The 20,911-nt window shown below is 37.5% G+C and carries 19 protein-coding genes; 10 read left to right on the forward strand and 9 right to left on the reverse strand.

The window, feature by feature from the left end:
• Positions 1-84: 84 nt before the first annotated feature.
• The 6 genes from MKL35_RS06640 (at position 85) to MKL35_RS06665 (ending at position 5,412) form a co-directional block, all read left to right on the forward strand.
• A complete protein-coding gene (locus tag MKL35_RS06640) occupies positions 85-711 on the forward strand; it encodes a 2'-5' RNA ligase family protein (RefSeq protein ID WP_032011181.1) in 627 nt (208 codons plus the stop codon).
• A complete protein-coding gene (gene cobU / locus MKL35_RS06645) occupies positions 699-1,217 on the forward strand; it encodes a bifunctional adenosylcobinamide kinase/adenosylcobinamide-phosphate guanylyltransferase (protein ID WP_032011179.1) in 519 nt (172 codons plus the stop codon). The genes MKL35_RS06640 and cobU overlap by 13 nt, the downstream gene beginning before the upstream one ends.
• Before the next feature lie 2 nt (positions 1,218-1,219).
• Entirely contained in the window at positions 1,220-2,275 is a 1,056-nt protein-coding gene (gene cobT / locus MKL35_RS06650; RefSeq protein ID WP_032011177.1) for a nicotinate-nucleotide--dimethylbenzimidazole phosphoribosyltransferase, read from the forward strand.
• A complete protein-coding gene (locus MKL35_RS06655; protein WP_032011175.1) occupies positions 2,268-2,867 on the forward strand; it encodes a histidine phosphatase family protein in 600 nt (199 codons plus the stop codon). Before cobT ends, MKL35_RS06655 begins: the two co-directional genes overlap by 8 nt.
• A 127-nt stretch (positions 2,868-2,994) precedes the next feature.
• On the forward strand, positions 2,995-4,563 hold the full coding sequence (locus MKL35_RS06660; protein WP_004709015.1) for a histidine-type phosphatase: 1,569 nt from the start codon (positions 2,995-2,997) through the stop codon (positions 4,561-4,563).
• Positions 4,564-4,671: 108 nt separating this feature from the next.
• Positions 4,672-5,412: an adenosylcobinamide-GDP ribazoletransferase gene (locus MKL35_RS06665; protein WP_032011172.1), complete on the forward strand. Its 741-nt coding sequence runs from the start codon at positions 4,672-4,674 to the stop codon at positions 5,410-5,412.
• Positions 5,413-5,459: 47 nt separating this feature from the next.
• On the opposite strand, the gene MKL35_RS06670 is transcribed toward MKL35_RS06665, so the two are convergent.
• From MKL35_RS06670 to MKL35_RS06705, 8 genes are all read right to left on the reverse strand, one after another.
• On the reverse strand, positions 5,460-7,580 hold the full coding sequence (locus MKL35_RS06670; RefSeq protein WP_106479493.1) for a TonB-dependent receptor: 2,121 nt from the start codon (positions 7,578-7,580) through the stop codon (positions 5,460-5,462).
• A gap of 66 nt (positions 7,581-7,646) precedes the next feature.
• Positions 7,647-8,138 (reverse strand): hypothetical protein, encoded by a 492-nt coding sequence (locus tag MKL35_RS06675; protein ID WP_032011168.1) that lies wholly within the window; start codon positions 8,136-8,138, stop codon positions 7,647-7,649.
• A gap of 136 nt (positions 8,139-8,274) precedes the next feature.
• Complete coding sequence (locus MKL35_RS06680; protein ID WP_106479503.1) at positions 8,275-9,384, reverse strand: 3-deoxy-7-phosphoheptulonate synthase; 1,110 nt, start codon at positions 9,382-9,384, stop codon at positions 8,275-8,277.
• A 96-nt stretch (positions 9,385-9,480) separates the two neighbouring features.
• Complete coding sequence (locus MKL35_RS06685; RefSeq protein WP_032011166.1) at positions 9,481-10,365, reverse strand: sulfite exporter TauE/SafE family protein; 885 nt, start codon at positions 10,363-10,365, stop codon at positions 9,481-9,483.
• 138 nt (positions 10,366-10,503) lie between these two features.
• Positions 10,504-10,800 carry a hypothetical protein gene (locus MKL35_RS06690; protein ID WP_032011163.1) on the reverse strand — a complete coding sequence of 99 codons (297 nt, stop codon included), beginning with the start codon at positions 10,798-10,800 and terminating at the stop codon, positions 10,504-10,506.
• Positions 10,797-12,353, reverse strand: a complete 1,557-nt coding sequence (locus tag MKL35_RS06695; RefSeq protein WP_032011161.1) for a PepSY-associated TM helix domain-containing protein — start codon at positions 12,351-12,353, stop codon at positions 10,797-10,799. The genes MKL35_RS06690 and MKL35_RS06695 overlap by 4 nt, the downstream gene beginning before the upstream one ends.
• On the reverse strand, positions 12,346-12,645 hold the full coding sequence (locus tag MKL35_RS06700) for a hypothetical protein (RefSeq protein ID WP_033846313.1): 300 nt from the start codon (positions 12,643-12,645) through the stop codon (positions 12,346-12,348). The genes MKL35_RS06695 and MKL35_RS06700 overlap by 8 nt, the downstream gene beginning before the upstream one ends.
• 60 nt (positions 12,646-12,705) lie before the next feature.
• Positions 12,706-14,841, reverse strand: a complete 2,136-nt coding sequence (locus MKL35_RS06705) for a TonB-dependent siderophore receptor (RefSeq protein WP_270913243.1) — start codon at positions 14,839-14,841, stop codon at positions 12,706-12,708.
• A 220-nt stretch (positions 14,842-15,061) separates the two neighbouring features.
• Here MKL35_RS06705 and lpxB point away from each other — a divergent pair, with 220 nt between their 5' ends.
• The gene (gene lpxB / locus MKL35_RS06710; protein ID WP_209796243.1) at positions 15,062-16,237 is read left to right on the forward strand and encodes a lipid-A-disaccharide synthase; all 1,176 of its coding nucleotides are present in this window, start codon (positions 15,062-15,064) and stop codon (positions 16,235-16,237) included.
• 3 nt (positions 16,238-16,240) lie between these two features.
• Here lpxB and MKL35_RS06715 read toward each other — a convergent pair whose 3' ends face one another.
• A complete protein-coding gene (locus tag MKL35_RS06715; protein WP_016805000.1) occupies positions 16,241-16,882 on the reverse strand; it encodes a CerR family C-terminal domain-containing protein in 642 nt (213 codons plus the stop codon).
• A gap of 116 nt (positions 16,883-16,998) precedes the next feature.
• Here MKL35_RS06715 and MKL35_RS06720 point away from each other — a divergent pair, with 116 nt between their 5' ends.
• The 3 genes from MKL35_RS06720 to MKL35_RS06730 are packed head-to-tail and all read left to right on the forward strand — an operon-like array spanning position 16,999 to position 20,909.
• Positions 16,999-18,018 carry an HlyD family efflux transporter periplasmic adaptor subunit gene (locus MKL35_RS06720; protein WP_032011154.1) on the forward strand — a complete coding sequence of 340 codons (1,020 nt, stop codon included), beginning with the start codon at positions 16,999-17,001 and terminating at the stop codon, positions 18,016-18,018.
• Positions 18,011-19,774 carry an ATP-binding cassette domain-containing protein gene (locus tag MKL35_RS06725; RefSeq protein WP_032011152.1) on the forward strand — a complete coding sequence of 588 codons (1,764 nt, stop codon included), beginning with the start codon at positions 18,011-18,013 and terminating at the stop codon, positions 19,772-19,774. The genes MKL35_RS06720 and MKL35_RS06725 overlap by 8 nt, the downstream gene beginning before the upstream one ends.
• 10 nt (positions 19,775-19,784) lie before the next feature.
• Positions 19,785-20,909, forward strand: coding sequence for an ABC transporter permease (locus MKL35_RS06730; protein WP_016804997.1), 1,125 nt, complete (start codon positions 19,785-19,787; stop codon positions 20,907-20,909).
• Positions 20,910-20,911 lie beyond the last annotated feature (2 nt).

Genomic DNA, 20,911 nt, shown 5'->3' on the forward strand with positions numbered 1-20,911 from the left:
TCAACAATTGAAAGGCAAACATGTTTTAATACGAAATTTTTATGATTTTAAATTAAAACTGTGCTGTTAAAATCCTCCACACTCATGGTGCCGACGTCTATGCGGGATTATCCCGAATGGCACCTTGGGCGTCAAAATTACGCTTTATGGTATCTAGAAATTAATGATCAGAAATTAGTTCATTATCTAGATCAATTGCGTGCGCATTTTTCAGAATTTCTAGTAGAGCCTAATCACCGTCAATATCATGTCACGCTGTTTATATGCGGTTTCTTGACTCATGAAACTAAAGTTCATGATGATGACTTTTGTTTTAGTGAATTTGTGCAGCAAAGGGAAATTTTAAGAAAAGAAAATATTGCACCATTTCAATTAAAAATTGGTTCGGTTGATAGCTTTAGTAGTGCTTTATTTGTAGAAATTCAGGATAAAGAAAATATTTTATCTCTCATGCGTCAAAAATTAGGCTCAATTTCTAATGAAATTGCCGCTTTAGATTACTATCCGCACATTACATTGGGTTTGTATAAAAAAGACTATAGTAGTGATTTGATTTTACAAAAAATTTCTCAATTACCTGTACAATACAATCAGGCTGAATTTGATCTTAAAGTTGAGCATTTAACCTTTGGTTATTATGAGGCTCAAATTTTACAAGGGCAGCTGTATCCGTATCAGCATTTGTTTTTAGGTGAGCTATGTTGCAATTGATTTTAGGTGGTGCTCGTTCTGGTAAAAGCCGACTGGCTGAACAAACGGCCATATCTATGCAATTAGCTGTCACTTATGTGGCGACGGCGCAAGCACTTGACTCTGAAATGCAAAGCCGGATTGCCCATCATCAAAATCATCGTCCTGCTCACTGGTCTTTGGTTGAAGAACCATTATTTTTAGCAAAAACTCTGCAAGAAATTGATAGACCTAACCAAATTATTCTGGTGGATTGTTTAACACTTTGGCTAACCAATTTGTTACTTTTAGAAGATAAAAACGTTCAACAACTTGAGTGTGAAGAGCTGTTAAAAGTTTTACCCACACTCGAGTCCGAAATCATTTTAGTAAGTAATGAAACGGGTTTAGGCGTTGTACCACTCGGTGAGATTAGCCGCCGTTTTGTCGATGAAGCAGGAAGGCTACATCAGGCTTTAGGACAAATTGCAGATAAAGTTGTGTTTTGTGTGGCTGGTTTTCCAATGATTTTAAAAGGTGAGAAATAAAAATGAACTGGTGGTTAGAATCTGTACAGCAACCTAATTTAGATGCAAAACAACAAGCTGAGCAACATCAACTCCAACTTACCAAACCTACAGGTGCCTTAGGTGATTTAGAGCAGATTGCAATTACACTTGCCAGTTTACAGTCAAATGTACATCCACAAGTTAACCATCCATGGATTACAATTTTTGCAGGTGATCATGGTGTAGTTGAAGAAAATATCTCTGCATACCCTCAAGCTGTTACCCGTCAAATGTTGCAAAACTTCATAACTGGCGGTGCGGCAATTAGTGTCATTGCTAAATATCATCAAGCTCATTTACAAGTCATTGACTGTGGCACAGTAGGTGAACCATACCAGTACGCAGGTGTTGAACGTCACTGTATTCGTGCTGGCACTGCAAATTTTGCCAAACACGCTGCAATGAATGCTGATGAGTGCCGTGCTGCCTTAGAGTTAGGTAAAAAAAGTGTAGATACTGCTAAAGCGAATGGTGCAGATATTTATATTGCGGGTGAAATGGGTATTGGAAATACCTGTTCAGCTTCTGCGTTAGCCTGTCTTTTACTAAATGATACGGCTGAGCAATTAACGGGAGTTGGTACAGGAATTGGTGCCGATCAGTTAAGACATAAAATTGAAGTAATTGAAAAGGCAATTGAACTTCACCATAAACATGTCATTGGTGATGTCTTTAAAACACTATGTGCTGTAGGTGGTTTGGAAATTGCGGCAATTACAGGTGCTTATATTCGCTGTGCGCAAGTGGGTTTACCTGTGATTGTGGATGGTTTTATTAGTTCTGTAGCCGCTTTATGTGCGGTACAAATGAACCCTAAAGTACGTGACTGGATGTTATTTGGTCATCAATCGGCTGAGTATGGACACCTACGTATTTTACAAGAACTTAATGCTGACCCGATTTTGAAGATGAACTTGCGTTTAGGCGAAGGTAGTGGGGCTGGTACTGCCTTGGCATTAGTTAACATGGCATGTGTCTTACATAACCAAATGGCTACCTTTGCTCAAGCTGCTGTAAGCGGGGATAAAATTGGGTAAATTTAGGATCGATTTGCTCAGACATGGTGAAAGTCAGTATAGCCATACTTTACGTGGGCATTTAGATGATGAGTTAACAGCAAAAGGTTGGCAGCAAATGCAGTCAACCATTGAGCAAGTCACAGACCAGACATGGGATGTTATTGTAAGTTCCTCATTAAAACGATGTGCTTGTTTTGCTGAGGAACTTGCCAAAACAGCAGAACTCCCTTTACTTATAAATCATGACTTAAAAGAAATGTATTTTGGGGAGTGGGAAGGTATCTCAACTCAGCAAATTTATGAAACTTCACCAGAATTACTTGCAAACTTTTGGCAAAAACCAAGTCAATATTGTCCACCTCGCGCTGAAACATTAAACCAGTTTCAAAAAAGGGTTCTGAAAGGGTTTCAGGATTTGCTTACGCATATGCAAAAACATAATTTACAGCATGCGTTAGTTGTTACTCATGGGGGTGTGATTAAGTTATTGGCTTGTTTAGCCGAGCAGCAACCTTTAGATGACTTACTTAAAATGTCGGCAGAGCTTGGGAAATTATATTCTTTTGAATTTTCTGAAGCAGATGGTCAATTAACTTTTATGTTGAGATAGATGAATTTTATATTTTTATACACTTGTAAGTTATTATTTTTATAAAGATATTTTAAACTATGTAATAGAACTGTCATTACTAAAAATTAAGCTATTGGCATTTATTAATTAATTACTTATTTGGCTTATGAATATTTTATTTAAAACTAGTGTGCTTGCAGCCTCATTATTGCTCGTGGCTTGTAATAATAATGATGATCAAGAAGTTCAAACTCCACCATCTACAAATTCATCAAAATATTATCAAACCAAAACACCTTATCAACCACAGCAAGATCTAAAAAATTATGAACAAGCTCCAAATGGGTTCCAGCCAGTTTTTACAGAATTGGTTGCGCGACACGGTTCGAGAGGACTATCAAGTCTTAAATATGATTTAGCACTTTATAATTTATGGAAACAGGCGAAAACAGAAAATGCTTTAACGCCTTTGGGTGAGCAATTAGGTGCTGACTTGGAAGCCATGATGAAAGCCAATATTTTATTGGGCTATGGGGTTGAAGGTATTCGCCAATACGGTTATGGAAATGAAACCATGACCGGTATTTTAGAACACCGCGGGATTGCCGATCGCCTATTACAGCGCTTGCCAACACTTGTAAACTCTCAAGCATCTATATTGGTACAAAGTTCTGGGGTAGATCGTGCGGTGGATAGTGCTAAATTCTTCACTGCTGAACTGATAAAACAACAGCCTCAGCTGAAAGATAAAATTGTTCCTGTGTCTTATACCAATTTATCGAGTTCAAGCGTTCCTAGTCTTGTAGACGGGGGTGTTGATCGTTTTAAACTTTATTTTCATAGTCTAAATGCGACTGAAGATTTAACTCAACCACTTAGTGCTAGCCAACAAAAAATTTATGATGCTAGTCAGGCCTATCAAGATTTCGAAGCAAACAATAAAGATTTAGCCCAAAAGTTGAGTGAGTTATCGAAGAATACTCAAGCAGAAAAAATTGCCCAGTCCGTACTCACTCCGATTTTTAAAGCAGACTTTATTAAAAAACTTGGTACGACAGGTTATAGTTTTAGCAATAATGGGTCTTTTACAGTAACTTCACCAAAAGGTGAGCAAATTACAGAAAAAGGTAAGGGTAAAAATACCATTGCTAGTGCAGTAGATGCTGCGGCTTATGTTTATGAGCTTTATTCAATTTCTGGTGGTATGAAAGATGAGTTAAAAGGTGTTGATTTTGATAAATATATGCCTTTGGAAGCCGCAAAATTTTATGCTGAATTTAATGATGCCAATGATTTTTATGAAAAAGGTCCAAGTTTCACAGAGTCGAACCAAGTTACAAGTGAAATTGCTCAAGGACTCAAACAAGATTTATTCCAACAAGTTGATGCTGTTGTAAATAAAGCTCAACCATATAAAGCAGTTTTACGTTTTGCCCATGCTGAAATTATTATTCCTCTGGCAACTAGCTTGGATTTGCATAATATGATGCAGCCGTTACCACTACGCCAGACTTATAACTATTCAACAAGTACATGGCGTGGTGAAGTAGTTTCACCTATGGCAGCCAACGTACAGTGGGATGTTTACCAAAATAGCCAAGGTTCGACTTTAGTGAAGATGCTTTATAATGAAAAAGAGACTTTATTTAAATCTGCATGTAACTATGCGCGTTACACACCAACTAGTTTTTACTACGACTACATCAAATTAAAGCAGTGTTATCAAATACAATAGTTTTTCACAGTTTTTGAAGTGTTTAATGGGAATAGGGATTGCTATTCCCATTTTTAATTACTCATAATTCAGTTTGTTTTTATATATAGATCAGTTAGAGAGTGGGATATGACACCTTTTTGGATTGCATTGCAATTTTTAACTGTTCTACCTATTGAGTTAAAGACTACACCAACGGCGCAACAAAATGGTCGGGCTATTTTGTTTTATCCACTAGTTGGGCTGATTATTGGTGGCATACTTTTTCTTGTTGCCTGTCTTTTAGTCAAATTACCCGTTGTTTTACTTGCCGCAATTATACTTACTTTATGGATTTGGCTGACCGGGGGATTGCATCTAGATGGACTGGCCGACACAGCTGACGCTTGGGTAGGTGGCTTTGGGGATAAATATCGTACTTTACAAATCATGAAAGATCCAAGCTGCGGCCCAATTGGAGTGCTGAGCTTAGTTATCATTTGTTTGCTCAAGTTTGCTTTGGTCTTGGTATTGATTGAACAACATCAAACGTTATTCTTAGTATTTGTTCCTGCACTTGGACGTGTGGTGCCATCTATTTTGTTTTTAACTACACCATATGTTCGCGAAAAAGGCTTAGGTCGTTCTTTGACAGACCATTTACCTAAAACTGTTTCATGGATAATAGCTGCATTAATTTTACTGTTACCTTTGTATTGGGAATGGCAAGGGCTGATAGCGGTAATTGGTTTTTTAATAAGCCTGATTTATTTAAGATATCTGTTTATAAAACGAATTGATGGCATTACGGGCGATAACGTGGGCGCTACAATTGAAATTAGTGAAACCGTTCTGCTTTTTACTTTTGTCTTAAGTTGTTTTTATTTATAGTTAAATTAAGCGTTTGTGGCCAGCTGTGACCACAAACTTAAATTTACTTAATTACCAAAATGATAGCGTAGACCTATTAAATATGTACGTGGAGCTGCCGGTGTATAGCTCACTTCATTATTACTAAAAGAAGTGCTTTCAGCATAATGTGTATTTGCCACATTTAAAATCTGACCATATATTTCATAGGCCTTTTTACGATAGTTTGCACGCAGGTTGAGTACCGTATGACCATCATATTTTTGAGTATTGGCGTCATTAATCCAATATGAACCTACATATACACCTTCTGCTGAAAGTAATAATTCGGGGATTGGCTTAATTTGATATTCAAGCGTACCAAAAGTTTTTGGTGCGCTCGGCATATCATTTCCACTGTAATCAATAGTAGCTGATGGCTGGAATTGTTCATAACGATGACGAGCCCAGCTACCTGAAATTTTCAATTTTTGGTCAAGCTGATCGGAAATTTGCCAAGTTCCACCGACTTCAATACCTTCATGAAGAGTTTTACCTGCATTACGTGGTTCACGGGTATTATCGGGTTTAGTATAACTAATTACTTCATCTTCACCATTTAAACGATAAAGCGTAATTTCACCATCTAATCGGTCATTGAATGTTTTAAAACGGACACCTGCATCAATATTGGTAAAAGTTGCTTCAGTTAAATTCGGCGTAACTAAATTTGCGCCGTAAAGGCTACTGACCTCTGGTGGAACAAAGCCTTGTGACCAGTTTGTATAGAAGTCGATTTGAGGAGTAATATTCCAAATTGCCCCTAATTTTGGACTAGCCTTATGAAAATTTCTTGTTTCATCTGGAGCGCCAGTAACATTAGAAGGAGTTAAATTATTTTGATAGTCATAACGAATCCAGTCATAACGTGTGCCGCCGACTAAGTTTAAGTTAGGCAAAGCTTGCCAATTCACTTGAGCATAGATCGCTTCATTATCAACGTCGACATCAAAATCACGTAAAAGCTTTCGCTGTTTAAAACTCGTATAAATACGTGTAACAGGATCTCGAAAAACTTCAATATCATTAGTTCTGCCCTGAGTCGGTGAGTGCTCAGCCATACTACCCACGACTAACTTGAATTGGCCTAAAGTTGCTGAGTGTTGTAGGTTGACTCCATAGGACTGAAAACTATTATAAGTGGTCTGCCCGCTGTAAGTTCCTGTTGCAACTCCATCTTTCTTGTCAGTTTTTATGTTATAGCTTGGATTTTGCTCGGTTGTATTATCCCGATAATATAAAGTGATTTGACTTTGCTGTTGATCATTCCAGTCATGACTTAGTTGGGAGGATATACGTGTTGCATCTACTTCCCGGTAAGTAAATGTTTGATAGCTATAACCAGGCCGTTGACTATAATCTTCAGTATTTAAGCTACCTGTCATATCTGCATATAAGTGGTTATAGGTAAATATATTTTTCAGTTTAGTTGAATCAGAAATTTGCCAGTCATGACGTACTGTAATGCTTTGTTTATCCGCTTCGGCATGATCTTGCCAGCTATCACCACGATCACTGGCATAGGCAGAAACTCTTAACCCATGGGTGCCAGTACGAGTATCAAAGGTATCAGAAGCTCCCACGTCAACACGGCGATAACCTTCACTACTTGCGCTCAGATCAATATCTGCTGTTGGTGTGGCACTCGGCGCCTTGGTTAAAAAGTTGAGGGTTCCGCCAATTGCATTACTTCCATAAACACTACTTGCTGGTCCACGTAAAATTTCAATATTGTCTACACCCGCCATATTCATCTCATACAGGGCATTATGGTTAAACACACCTACAGGTCGAATTGAAAGGCCATCTTCTAGATATTGATAAACAGCAGCAGTAGTCATGGGTTGGCGTATAGACATCATGTGCTGTTCATTACCAAGATCATTCATCAAGACTCCTGGTGTTTGGTTTACAAGTTGTCCAATAAAAGTGGCATGTTTATTTTCTATTTGCTCACTATTGATTTGGCTAATTGCAGCTGGAGTTTTATTCAGTATTTCACCTTCGCGACTTGCCGTGACCACAATCGTTGCTAAGGTTTTTGTGTCATTGTTTGCTGGTGTTAAGTCTTCAGCAAAAACTAGAGAGCTAGATGAAGCAGATAAGCATGCTGCGCTTAAAACAGATAAGCGAAATTTGAGGGATGACATAGAATGACCCTATAAAAAGCAATAAATTTTGAATCCCTGAAAATAGGGATGAGAAAAGTTATGGTTTTATAGAGCAGTTGGTGGGGCGTGTTTAATCGGTAAAATATAGAAAGTAACGGGAAGTTCTAGTTGTATGGTCCACGTATGGCACAGGCATCGTACACGGCTAAACCAACGTAAAATTAAAACAAAAATCAAAGCAATGAGTGGAATTAAAATTGCTGCATCTAGCCCATGCGTACATAACGGGCAATGCTTCATGATTTGAGTAGCTAACGCGAAAACCTCTTGAGCATGCTTGGTATGAAATTTATTCTGAATAGATTCCATATGGTGATGAGCATGTGAAAGGTGATGCTGCTCCATATTAAAATTTTGTTGGTAGGCTGAATGCTCTAATACAACTGGTTGGCAGTGACTAGGCATAGTATACAATTCAGGTACGATGCCAATTTGCACAAGAGTAGGCAAAAAAATGTGCCATAGTAAACACAGCAAAGTGATAGCACTTAAAAGCGTGCGCCACTTCAGCAAATGTTGACGGAAACTCAGCACCATATTTTAGGCGGTCGTAGTGGAAAAACTCGTCGAAGTATAATCAAAAACGAATAGCTGTCATAGCTGAATTCCGACCAAACAAAATAAAAAAAACCCTCAAAAATGAGGGTTTAATCTTCAATCTTTAAAAGATGAATTAACGGTTAGGTAAAACATCTTTTAGAGCTTCATGCATTTCAAGCAATGTCTTTTCGGTAGTTTCCCAATCAATACAACCATCAGTGACTGATTTACCATATTCAAGCTCGCAAAGATTTTCAGGAATATCTTGGCGGCCGCCTTTTAAGTGGCTTTCGACCATAATACCTACGATAGACTTATTACCATCTAAAATTTGTTCAGTAATATTTTTAAGAACAAGCGGTTGTAAGTATGGGTCTTTATTTGAGTTTGCGTGGCTCGCATCGATCATGATTTTGTTGCTAACTTTTGCTTTTGCTAAAGCATTTTCTGCTTCTGCAACAGAACCAGCATCGTAGTTTGGCTTACCATTACCGCCACGTAATACTACGTGTGCATAAGGATTACCATTTGTATTAATAATTGAAACCTGACCGTCTTCATTTAAGCCTAAGAAACTATGGCCATATTTAACAGACTGCATGGCATTGGTTGCGACAGTTAAACCACCGTCTGTACCATTTTTAAAACCTACTGGTGATGATAAGCCAGAAGACATTTCACGGTGAGTTTGGCTCTCGGTTGTACGTGCACCAATAGCAGACCATGAAATTAAATCTTGGTAGTACTGTGGAGAGTTAGGGTCAAGTGCTTCAGTTGCACAAGGTAAACCTTTTTCATTTAACTCAAGTAAAAGTTTACGACCAATACGTAGACCTTTCTCAATGTTAAATGAGTCATTCATATCTGGATCGTTAATTAAGCCTTTCCAGCCAATTGTTGTACGTGGTTTTTCAAAATAAACACGCATAACTAGATATAGAGTATCTTTAACCTTTTCGCTTAATGCTTTTAAGCGGTCAGCATATTCGTGAGCAGCTTTTGGATCATGGATAGAGCAAGGACCAATAACGACAAATAAACGTTTATCTGAGCCATCTAAAATATTACGAATAGTTTCGCGGCCTTTTAGAACAGTTTGGGAAGCAACATCAGATAATGGAAGTTCTGACTTAAGCTCAGCGGGTGTTACAAGAGTTTGGATGCTTTTAATGTTAACGTCGTCGATATCTGGCTTTGAAACGGAATTTGAATGTGTAGTCATTGCTGTCACTGGTTCGATCATACTAAAGGTTGTTTTGTGTACTGAATATACCATGAAATAATTATGAAAATACTACATCTCATGGCAATTCAGTTTGGAAAAATCCTATTGATTTTACTATCTTTCAGTCGAGTTGCCTGTTTTTTCAGCAACTACTGCTTGTTGTACCACAGCTGCTTTTGGTTTGGCTTTGACTGGGTGGACCATAAAGTTAACACCAAGAGCAAATAGAGTAATACCCAAAATTTTACGGATTAAACGTTCCGGCATACGTGAGCTAATTAATGTGCCAATAATAATTGCCGGAATAGAACCTACCAACAACCACATAAGTAGCATAAAGTCGACGTTACCGGCACTCATATGTCCAAGACCGGCAACTAAGGTTAGTAATACTGCATGTACGACATCTGATCCAATAATTCGAATCATTGGTAAGTTCGGGAACATAATCACGAGTGCCATAATTCCAAAGGCACCGGCACCAACAGATGATAACGTTACGAATACACCTAGAATAATGCCCATAATCACAATATAGGTGCGTTTATTTTGAACAGCTAATTGCTCATTTTCAGTTTGGGTATTCTCTTTATTTCGGAATTTATTAAAAAACTTTTCAATACGAGTACGGAAAATGATAGAAATACCAGTCAAAGTCAGCATAAAGCCTAATACCATTGTTAAAACAGCTTTATAGTGTGTTGATTGACTTAAATAATGTTCCAATACCCAAGCAGTACCGAAAGACGCAGGAATACTACCCACTGCTAGCCATAAAACGATAGGCCACACGATATTGAGTTTTTTTGCGTGAACCATTGATCCACAGAACTTTGAAATTGCGGCATAAAGTAAATCGGTACCAATTGCGATATGCGGTTCAATTCTAAAAAGACCAATTAAAATTGGTGTCATTAATGACCCACCACCAACTCCTGTAATACCTACACAGAAGCCAACTAACATACCCGCTAAGATAAATTCAAAAGCACCAGACATCTTTATCGCCACTTATCACGAAACGCAGATATCTTATTCCTTTTAGAGATAAACAGTTGTCATGAATAATGATTTACTTATGCAAAAAAACGCTAAGCAATCAAAAATATGCCTATTTTGACGAAATTTTATTCAAATTCATGACTTAGATGATGATTTCAAAGCTCTTAAGGGATTAAGCCAAAGTATGAGTAAAAAGGTAAGGGGTGTTGCAAAGATCCACCAGCTGACAAAACCAATTGAAAAACCATATTTTTTGATGAGAATAAACCCGCTCAACGCAAATAGTAAAAAGGCCAATATCCTCAACAATGAATAATATTTTTGAGCTAAAGATTTGAAATGACCAGTTGATTTCGGTGAGCGATACTTTTCAGCCGATATGAATAGTAAATACATGCCTAGTAAAGTCAGGATAAACACAAAGAACATCATGAATTCACCTCAATATTTAACTTATTCAGCTTTTTTTGAATTTTTTCTATGGCTTTATGTTGAATCGGTTTAATTTTAAAAAATATGAAAAGGGCTAAGGCTGCAAATAACCAGAAAAAAATATCTATGCGTGCAAAATCCCAATAAGCATTAAAGTTTTGGACATAATGATTTTTTAGCAAATAACTTATATTCAAGAGAGGGAGTGCTATACAAAGCAAAATGAAGATGCCAAGTTGAGTTCGCCACAAATATTGTTTTTTAGTGAGGAGTGCAATAATCAAGCTTATTAGCCAGACCAAGAAGAAGCTATAAATTTCATAATTGATAGTAGTTGTCGTGACTGTAAACAATCGATTTGCATATAAGTAAGCAAGTGTTGCACAAGGCAAACCTATAAATGTAGCAACATTTAAACGATCAACTAAATAATGCCCAAAATGAAACTTACTATTTTTCTTTTGAAGTTGGCGTTTTAGGCTCCAAAGTAACAAGCCAGATGCAATCATTACACATCCTAAAATACCAGAGAAAAACAACCCTAAGCGAAGTAAAGGCTGAGCAAAAGTTGCCATATGTAAGCCATATACTCCAGCATAAAGTGTAGCAATAGGACTATGATTACGTGTATCACCCAAGACTTTGCCAGTTGACGCGTCTAGTGTGATTTGTGCTTGATTACGGGTAATAGAACGGTCTTCTTGCTGAATAAATGTAATTTGAGCCTGATTCGTATTTGGGTTTTTAACACTCATAGTTGCTAAAGTTTGATTTCCCCAACGTTGCTGAACTTGACTCAATAAATTCTCAATAGCTAAGTTTTGAGCAGGTTGAATCGATTGGTTCTCAGAGACCGTCTTTGTGCGAATTTCGGTAAAATATTGATATGGATTATCTGGATAGAGTTTTTGCATTCCCCAAGGAAGATATAAATAGAAGAAAATAGCCAAGCCTGTAAAAGTAATAGTCAAAAAGAAGGGTAGTGCAATAACAGATGAAACATTATGAAAATCTAACCATGAGCGCTGAGACTTAAAGGTCCGTAAAGTAAAAAAGTCGCTAAAAATTTTTTTATGGGTAATAATGCCTGAGATTAAGGCAATTAACATAATAAAAGCCGCTAAAGATACAACGAGCCGTCCAATTAATATCGGAATACCAAAAAGTTGATAGTGAAAACGATAGAAGAAGTCACCACCTTCAGTTGCTGAAAGTTTTAGTTCTTGACCAGTATTTGCATCAAGTGTTGCATTTCCATAACCACCGTCTGGTTTTTCCCAATACATAGTGTTAGCAGGACTTTCTGCGGTAGCAACAGTTAAATACCAAGATTTGGCATCTGGAGCGTTTTTTTGTAAGTACTGATATGCTGTTTTAATTGCCACATCTTGTTTTATTTCGTACTGTGCAAGTGCTGGTTGCATCCATAAATTAATTTCATGGCGGTAATACGACAAACTCCCCATTAAAAAAATAGTAAATACGAGCCATCCAAAAATTAATCCAGTCCATGAATGCAGCCATGCCATAGATTGGCGTATACCTTTATGCATAACTCACCATCCGTGTCACAATAAAGAAAAGGGTAAATAGCACGATTGATAGCCCAGTCACTTTCCATAATGATTGAATGCAAAAACCAATCATCACAAAAAATACATAAAACAAAATAGAGATAAATGCTGCCAAATAAATGGCTTCAGGTTTATCTAGAGTCAAATGAAAGATACCAGTAAGCCCAAGACTTAAATAAGCCATACAGGCATAACCCATACCGAAAACGACTAAAAATCGATAGAAAACTTTTATACGATATGACATAGGGAGATTTAATGTTTTGGACATCTTTACTGGCACATAAAAAATAAAAGAAAGCCAACACCTAAAGTGGAGTTGGCTACGCGTTTAATATTTAAACTTTACAGCAACCGTATAGTTGGCTGAGGGTCCATAAAAGCCTTGACCATTAGGGAAACTATACAAATATTTCTTATCGAAAATATTATTTCCATTGGCTTGGAGCGTAATGTGATCATTCACTTCATAGCTCGCCATTAAATTTACTAAGGCATAAGCATCTTGCTTGATGGTGCTGTTTGCTGTCGAGTCGTATAGCTTCACGGCATCTTGCCATTGTAGCCCTGCGCCAACTTTCAGCTTAGGTAAAACTGATGGTGTATAGGTAGTCAGCAAATTAAGGGTTTGGTTTGGATTATACGTTCTCGCTTCGCCACCATTTTTAATATCTTTAATACTAAATTGAGCATAGCCAAAAGCAAGATTGACGTTATCAGTGATTTGACCAGATAACCCGACTTCGACACCTTGTGACTTTAAATCGCTGGTTGGTACTTTTCGATTAAGTGGATTTCCGTCCGAGTTACGTAGTGGGTAATTGTTTTGTTCGGTTTTGAATACTGAAAGCGTCCCAGTTAAACGGTCATCTAGCCATGAGCTTTTTACACCCATTTCATAGCTTTTACCTTCAATTGGTTTTAAAGCTTGATTGGTATCTTGATCAATACCAGTTTGTGGACGGAAAATTGAGGTATAGCTCATATAAGCTGTATATTCAGGTGTAAAGTTATAAGTTAAGCCCGCATACGGTGAAACTTTACTTTCACTATATTCCATAGGCGAACCATAGCTTTCGCCTTTACTCTCGGCTTTCACATAGTTTGCGCCAAGCAAGAGTTTTAAATCTTCGTTGAGATGTAAGCGGGTAGCAGCATAAATTGAATCTATATTTTGCGTATAGTTCGCTGCTTCAGAGAAATCTGACCACGTTATAGATTGAGGTGTCCAACTTGCCCAGTTTGTAGTGGTCGAATTGATAACATTACTATCGTTAATTGTTCCCGTAGATTGTTTATCGTGTTGACGACTACGTACATAGTTATAACCTAACGTTGCTTCATGCTCTTGGTTAAAGAGCTTATAAGTTCCCTCAAGGTTAAAATCTACAGCATGTTGTTCTTGATGCTCTTGGCCACCCCATGGTGTCAAAGACACTCCTGAACCATCAGCTTTTGGGTAACCATAATAGTAAAGGAGGCGACTGTTATGCTTGTTATCAAGATAGTTATAAGTCAGCTTAGCTGCCCATTGATCATTAATTTTCTGTTTTAATTCAACAAAAGCATTCTGTGTTTCATTATCCCAATGCGCCCAGTCAGGGTTTGGGTTATAGGAGCGATCATAAGAAATTTGTTTGCCGTTGGCATCAAGCAAGGGTAGAGCACCCCAGTTGTTTGCATTCGGTTTATTTTTTTCTTGGCTATAACCTACGGTAAGTAATGTTGTATCTGTTAAATCAGCTTCAACAATACCAGCGAAACCATTTTTTTCTGAAGAATATCGGTCAAGGTATGAGTCACCAGTTTGCTCATAGCCCATAATGCGACCACGGACTTTTCCACTTGGTAGAATTGAGCCAGATACGTCAGCCTCATAACGCTGAGTATCCCAAGACCCGTAACTTATACCGCCGCTTGCTTGAAATTCTTGGGTTGGGCGTTTTCGAATATTATTGATGGTTGCACTTGGGTCACCAAATGCATTCGTTAAAGAGTCAGCACCTTTAACGACTTCTACACGATCATAAAAATAAGTATCAGGATTAGTATTGTTATAGTTATAACCTGAGAGGGGGAAACCTACGCCGTCAGTTAAAATATTTGAAATTTCAAAACCACGAGCCATATAAGTAGTTCGCTCGGTTTCCTGATTGGTTACTGTGACCCCAGGTGTATTGTTTAGAACATCTCGGGTGCTAGTAAGCCCAAAATCTTCAATTTGTTGACGAGTAACGACATTAATAGTTTGAGGCGTTTCTTTAGCCTCAATGTTAAGCTTAGTTGCACTGCTAGAGTTCTTAACATTATAGGCTTTGGTTTGTTCAGAAGACTGCTCTGTACTTGTAGCTTTAACTTGAATCGTCTGCAAAGCTTGTATATCTGCATCTTGAGCATAAGTGAGATTTGCATAACAAATCGCGCAGGCGATTACAGAAAGTTTAAATGGTCGAGGTGGGATGGTCATAATAGTAAAGATAATGTAAATAATTCTCATTTATTTTATTGTTTGTAAATGTAAGCTACAATTCAAATCGCATTGTTAATTTTGATTAAAAGATAGTGCATGAGTGTAATTTTAGATTATGGTGTGCTTCTGCTGGCTTTAGCCATATATATTTAGCAAGTTCAAGATTAATAAGCCTCTATGCTAGAATGCATTATTTCAAATTTTTGGGTAAATCGCCTTGGCAAATCGAAAACTTAAAATAGGCATTGTAGTTGGGGAAATTTCTGGAGATACACTGGGTGTGAAACTTATGCGTAGTTTCCGTGAACAAGGAATCGATGCTGAGTTTGAAGGAATCGGTGGACCCCAAATGATTGCTGAGGGTTTTAACAGTTATTATCCAATGGAAACTTTATCTGTAATGGGGATTGTTGAGGTATTAAAAGATTTAAAAAAACTATTTGCTGTGCGAGATGGTTTAATTAACCAATGGACTCAGCAACCGGTTGATATTTTTATTGGTATTGATGCACCCGATTTTAACCTCAGACTTTCTAAAAGTATTAAAGAAAAGAATCTTCCGATCAAAACAGTTCAATACGTGAGTCCATCTGTTTGGGCGTGGCGCCAAGGGCGTGTACATGGCATTAAACAGAGCATAGATTTAGTACTTTGTTTATTTCCGTTTGAAAAAGTCTTTTATGAGCGCTATGACGTTCCAGCGGCCTTTGTAGGTCATCCACTAGCAAAACAATTACCACTCGAAAATCCAATTCAAATTGGTAAACAGCAATTGGGCCTTAATGAAAATCAGAAGTATATTGCTTTATTACCAGGTAGCCGAAAAGGTGAAGTAGAGCGACTTCTTCCTATGTTGCTGGGTGCTGCTAATATTTTGCATACCAAATATCCAGATATCCAATTCTTGATTCCGGCCATTAATGATGCCCGTAAGCAACAGATTGAGCAGGGTGTTCAACAATTAGCGCCCCATTTAAAGGCTTGCATTAATATTTTAGAAAATACAGATAGCGAATCGAAAATTGGCCGTATGGTCATGAATGCAAGTGATATTATTGCTTTAGCTTCTGGGACTGCGACATTAGAAGCAATGCTTATGCATAGACCGATGGTCACTTTCTATAAATTGCATTGGCTGACCTATATAATTGCTAAGCTTTTGGTCAAAATTCCTTACTATTCTTTACCGAATATTATTGCGGGTAAAAAAGTTATTGAAGAGCTGATTCAGGCAGATGCTACGCCAGAAAATTTAGCAGCTGAAATAGAAAAACTAATGAATGTTGAAACGGCGCAAATTCAAGTAATGCAACATTTAACCATGCATAAACAACTTATTTCTGGAAATACGGAAGATCCTGTTCAGGCTATTTTGAAATGTCTGAATAGCTAACCTTTAGGATTTTGATTGGCTAATTGCTTTTAATCCTGCTAATGAAAATTTTTTGAAATGTTCAATTAAATCATGCAATGGCATCTGAGCAATATTTTTAAGAGGCTCAGGTGCTTGAGCATTTGGTCCAGCAATAATGAGCATCATGCAAGGTGTCATCACGCTTAAAATACATGGTAAAACCGCTGGATCATTTTCCTCTAAACCTGCAACTTGACTAATTAACTTACGAATAAGAAAAAATTTTCTCATACCTGTAAGTTCAATAAAACTTAATAAATGCTCAGAAGGTGAAAACAGTTCACGAATAAAAACTTTGCCATGCCAGACATCTTTTTCTGTCAATTTATGCAGTAAAGTTTCAAGTAGTAAACTCAATTTTTCTTCAGGAGAGTAAGTGCTTTCGACAAGTTCTAGTAAGTATTGTTCATCTAGATAGTGGGCATGTGCTTCCACCAAAACTGCTTGATATAAACCATCTCGACCATCAAAGTGATAATTAATTGCAGCTAAATCTACATTAGCAGCGTTAGCAATTGTTTTGTTCGCTGTTTTTGCAAAACCATACTGGGCAATTAATGGTCCTGCTGCCTCAATAATTTTAGTCTTTGTTAAGTCACCATCACTTCGTCTAGATCTGGACATGTTTAAACCTAATTTTCATTCACCATAAAAGTATATCTTTTATTCAAAGATTGGAGTAATTTAAATTTAAATTGAATTTAAACTAAGAAAATTTGAATTTAATAAAGGATAATAAGATGAATAAAAAAGTGATTGCCATAGTCCTAGTTATTATAGCTCTGGTTGTCATCGGTTTTTGGGTGTGGGGATATAAGACAAAAAATCAAGAAGATAGTAATTTGACTCTATATGGAAACGTGGATATCCGCCAAGTTTCACTTGCATTTGAACAGCCGGGCCGTATTGAAAAACTCTTAGTTCAAGAGGGCGATAAAGTTAAAGCCGGTCAAATATTAGCAACTCTGAATACTAATGCATTACAAATTCAGGCAAAGCAAGCCCAAGCACAACTCAAAGCTCAACAAGAAGCTATCGTTAAACAACAAGTCGGAGCTCGGCCAGAAGAAATTAGTCAAGCAAAAGCACAACTCGCTTCTGCTCAAGCTGATTTAGATAAAGCCAGTAAAAACTTGCAAAGGTTACAAATATTGGTGAGTAGTACGGATGGTCGGGCAATTAGCCAACAAGAACTCGACTATGCCAAAAGTAATCAACATAGTGCTGAAGCAGCGGTCCGTGAAAGACAAGCTAATTTAGAATTGGTCATTAAAGGCGCTAGACAAGAGGATCGAGAAGCAACCAAAGCACAATATGACGCAACCAAAGCGAATTTAGATCTAATCAACTATAATCTTACTCAAGCTGTACTAAAGTCTCCTGTAAATGCAGTTGTGAGAGCGCGACTACAAGAAGTTGGAGATATGACCACTGCGCAAAAGGCAGTTTATACATTGGCCTTGACCGATCCAAAATGGGTTCGTGTATATGCAAATGAAAAAGATTTGAGTTCCATTCATATGGGTGGTACGGCACAGGTCATTCGAGATGCTGATCCGAATCAACCTATCAATGGAAAAATTGGCTATATATCTTCTGTGGCTGAGTTCACGCCTAAAACTGTACAGACTGATGAGATAAGAACAACTCTAGTTTATGAAGTCCGGGTTTATGTAAATGACCCGAATGATCAATTGAAAATGGGTCAACCAGTGACTGTAAAAGTACCACTTGTTTCAGGTGAGAAAGCTCATGACTGATAATAATGTAGTGGTTCAAGCCCATCATTTATCGATGATTTTTAAAGGTGAAAATAAAAAGTTAACAGATACTAAGGCAATTGATGATTTGGATATGCAAATCAATAAAGGAGAACTTACTGCTTTAGTTGGCCCAGATGGCGCAGGAAAAACAACTTTATTAAGATTAGTTGCTGGACTATATAAAGCTACTTCAGGTTCTCTGAATGTGCTTGAGTTTGATATCGATAAACATCCTCAAGCTGTGCAAGACCGTATTAGTTATATGCCACAACGTTTCGGTCTATATGAAGACTTAAGTGTACAAGAAAATTTAAATTTATATGCTGATTTACATGGCGTTCCCAAAGATGTACGCAGTCAAAGATTTAAACGGTTATTAGAAATAACGGATCTTACTCAATTCATTCAACGCCCAGCAGGGAAACTTTCTGGTGGAATGAAACAAAAGCTAGGACTGGCATGTACGTTAGTTCGTTCCCCAGAATTACTATTGCTTGATGAGCCTAGTGTTGGAGTAGATCCTTTATCAAGAAGAGATTTATGGACTATTATTGAACAGCTTGTTCAAGAAGAAAATTTAAGCGTTATTATAAGTACTGCTTATATGGATGAAGCAGAAAAGTGTGACTATGTATATATCATGTATGAGGGCAAAATTTTAAAGCAAGGCTCACCTGAGCAATTAAAAGAAATAGCACATGGACAAACATGGAAAGTAAAACTTTCAGAGCAAATTAAGGCACGGACTTTACAAGCCCAATTGCTTGGAAATTCTGTTGACATTATTGATGCTGTTCCAAAGGGTGAACAAGTAAACTTTATCAGTCGCCAAAAAGAATTATCAACAGATATTTTACCTCAGGGGCTAGTCGCTCATAGGCGATCAGCCGAACTTGAAGATGCGTTTATGATGTTGTTGCAGCAGACTCAAAAGCAAACAAAACATGTATCTGTTCCTGAGCAGAATTTTCAATTAGAACAAAACAATAATTTAAAATCACAACAACCCGTCATTGTTGTTAAAGATTTAGTCAGAACCTTTGGCGATTTTACTGCCGTTGCCAATACATCATTTGATGTAAAGCGAGGCGAAATATTTGGATTACTTGGACCAAATGGTGCGGGTAAAACCACAACATTTCGGATGTTATGTGGATTGTTACCAGCAAGTAGTGGTTATCTAGAAGTTGCTGGTAAAAACTTACGCACAGCTCGTGCTGAGGCACGAGGCAAAGTTGGGTATGTCTCTCAGAAATTTGCACTGTATAGCAATTTAACTGTTTTAGAAAATTTGAAGTTTTTTGGTGGGGCCTATGGTCTAACAGGCAAAAAACTAAATCAACAAATTGATAATGCATTAGAGCAATACGATTTAAAACCTCATATTAAAAGTGGTGATTTACCCGGTGGTTATAAACAACGACTATCTATGGCTGCAGCACTATTGCATGAACCAGAAATTTTATTTTTAGATGAACCTACGAGCGGGATTGATCCTCTTGCACGGCGTTCATTTTGGTACAGCATTGGCGAGCTAGCAAATCAGGGAATTACCATCATTATTACGACTCATTTTATGGAGGAGGCGGAATATTGTGACCGCATCGCCATACAAGATGCTGGAAAGTTATTGGCCTTAGGCTCCCCCCAACAAGTACGCGATTTAGCCAGTCGAGATAAGCATATTGGTGATATGAATGAGGCTTTTATAGCAATTGTAGAGCAAGCCCGTGCTTTAAGGCATGCTGTTTAGGAGGTCTACAATGAGCTTTGGATTTTGGAATCGATTGACAGCGTTAGTAAGGAAAGAAACTAAGCAGCTCATTCGTGACAAAAGCAGCCTCGGGATTGGTCTGGTTTTGCCTGTTATTTTAATTTTATTGTTTGGTTATGGACTTTCCTTTGACTTAAATCAGGCACGAGTTGGTGTCGTAGTTGATCAGTCCTCACCACAGATCAATCAGATTTTAGCGGGTTTAAAGGGTTCGCGATATTTAGCAAGTCAAGAGTTTCCTAGTTTACCTAAAGCAGAACAGGCCATTCGAGATGGAGAAATTGATGCCATTTTGCACTTTCCTTCAGATTTTACGAGTCAGACACAACAAGGTAATGCAAAGGCTCAACTACTATTAAATGGTACATCCACCATCATAGCAACAGCTTTGGAGGGCTATATTACAGGGGCTTTGGCTACAGCGGCGTCTATACAAGTTGATCGTGGTCAAATATTAGCAACGTCAAGTGCCATTAATGTTGAACAACGAATATGGTTTAACGAATCTGCTAATAGTACTTGGTTTTTAGTTCCTGGCTTAATGGTATTAATTTTAACTTTAATCGGTGCATTTTTAACTGGTTTACTTATTGCTCGTGAAAGGGAGCGGGGAACACTAGAGGCCTTATTTGTCACACCTGTAAGACCATTTGAAATTGTATTAGCAAAGCTCATTCCTTATGTTGTTGTCGGCATGATTGATATCGTAATCTGTATTATTGCTGCCTATTTTATTTTTGAAGTACCCATGCGCGGTTCATTATTCTCAGTTTTATCGGCTTCATTTCTCTATTTAGTTGTTTCTTTATTACTTGGTTTAACCATATCGGGTTTTGCTCAAAGTCAGTTTCAGGCAAGTCAAATTGCTTTATTGGCAAGTTTTATGCCCGCACTTATGCTTTCAGGATTTGTTTTCGATACACGTAACTTACCTTTAGTGGTGCAAATTATTAGCCAGTTACTGCCAGCTACACATTTTATGATTTTAATTAAAACCTTATTTATGGGAGGTGATGACTGGAAGTTATGGCTTAAAGAATGCGGTTTTTTACTGGGATATATTATTGTTTTGATATGTGCCGTGAACTTTTCACTAAAAAAACGGTTGAGATAAAG

Source organism: Acinetobacter sp. AOR41_HL (assembly GCF_027854645.1).
In the GTDB taxonomy this organism is placed as follows: Bacteria; Pseudomonadota; Gammaproteobacteria; order Pseudomonadales; family Moraxellaceae; genus Acinetobacter; species Acinetobacter nosocomialis.

What these genes read in the sequence shown, in the direction of transcription:
- MKL35_RS06640 (WP_032011181.1), top strand. Translation starts at nt 85, where the DNA reads ATGGTGCCGACGTCTATGCGGGATTATCCCGAATGGCACCTTGGGCGT.
- cobU (WP_032011179.1), top strand. Translation starts at nt 699, where the DNA reads ATGTTGCAATTGATTTTAGGTGGTGCTCGTTCTGGTAAAAGCCGACTG.
- cobT (WP_032011177.1), top strand. Translation starts at nt 1,220, where the DNA reads ATGAACTGGTGGTTAGAATCTGTACAGCAACCTAATTTAGATGCAAAA.
- MKL35_RS06660 (WP_004709015.1), top strand. Translation starts at nt 2,995, where the DNA reads ATGAATATTTTATTTAAAACTAGTGTGCTTGCAGCCTCATTATTGCTC.
- MKL35_RS06665 (WP_032011172.1), top strand. Translation starts at nt 4,672, where the DNA reads ATGACACCTTTTTGGATTGCATTGCAATTTTTAACTGTTCTACCTATT.
- MKL35_RS06670 (WP_106479493.1), bottom strand. Translation starts at nt 7,580, where the DNA reads ATGTCATCCCTCAAATTTCGCTTATCTGTTTTAAGCGCAGCATGCTTA.
- MKL35_RS06675 (WP_032011168.1), bottom strand. Translation starts at nt 8,138, where the DNA reads ATGGTGCTGAGTTTCCGTCAACATTTGCTGAAGTGGCGCACGCTTTTA.
- MKL35_RS06680 (WP_106479503.1), bottom strand. Translation starts at nt 9,384, where the DNA reads ATGATCGAACCAGTGACAGCAATGACTACACATTCAAATTCCGTTTCA.
- MKL35_RS06685 (WP_032011166.1), bottom strand. Translation starts at nt 10,365, where the DNA reads ATGTCTGGTGCTTTTGAATTTATCTTAGCGGGTATGTTAGTTGGCTTC.
- MKL35_RS06690 (WP_032011163.1), bottom strand. Translation starts at nt 10,800, where the DNA reads ATGATGTTCTTTGTGTTTATCCTGACTTTACTAGGCATGTATTTACTA.
- MKL35_RS06695 (WP_032011161.1), bottom strand. Translation starts at nt 12,353, where the DNA reads ATGCATAAAGGTATACGCCAATCTATGGCATGGCTGCATTCATGGACT.
- MKL35_RS06700 (WP_033846313.1), bottom strand. Translation starts at nt 12,645, where the DNA reads ATGTCCAAAACATTAAATCTCCCTATGTCATATCGTATAAAAGTTTTC.
- MKL35_RS06705 (WP_270913243.1), bottom strand. Translation starts at nt 14,841, where the DNA reads ATGACCATCCCACCTCGACCATTTAAACTTTCTGTAATCGCCTGCGCG.
- MKL35_RS06715 (WP_016805000.1), bottom strand. Translation starts at nt 16,882, where the DNA reads ATGTCCAGATCTAGACGAAGTGATGGTGACTTAACAAAGACTAAAATT.
- MKL35_RS06720 (WP_032011154.1), top strand. Translation starts at nt 16,999, where the DNA reads ATGAATAAAAAAGTGATTGCCATAGTCCTAGTTATTATAGCTCTGGTT.
- MKL35_RS06725 (WP_032011152.1), top strand. Translation starts at nt 18,011, where the DNA reads ATGACTGATAATAATGTAGTGGTTCAAGCCCATCATTTATCGATGATT.
- MKL35_RS06730 (WP_016804997.1), top strand. Translation starts at nt 19,785, where the DNA reads ATGAGCTTTGGATTTTGGAATCGATTGACAGCGTTAGTAAGGAAAGAA.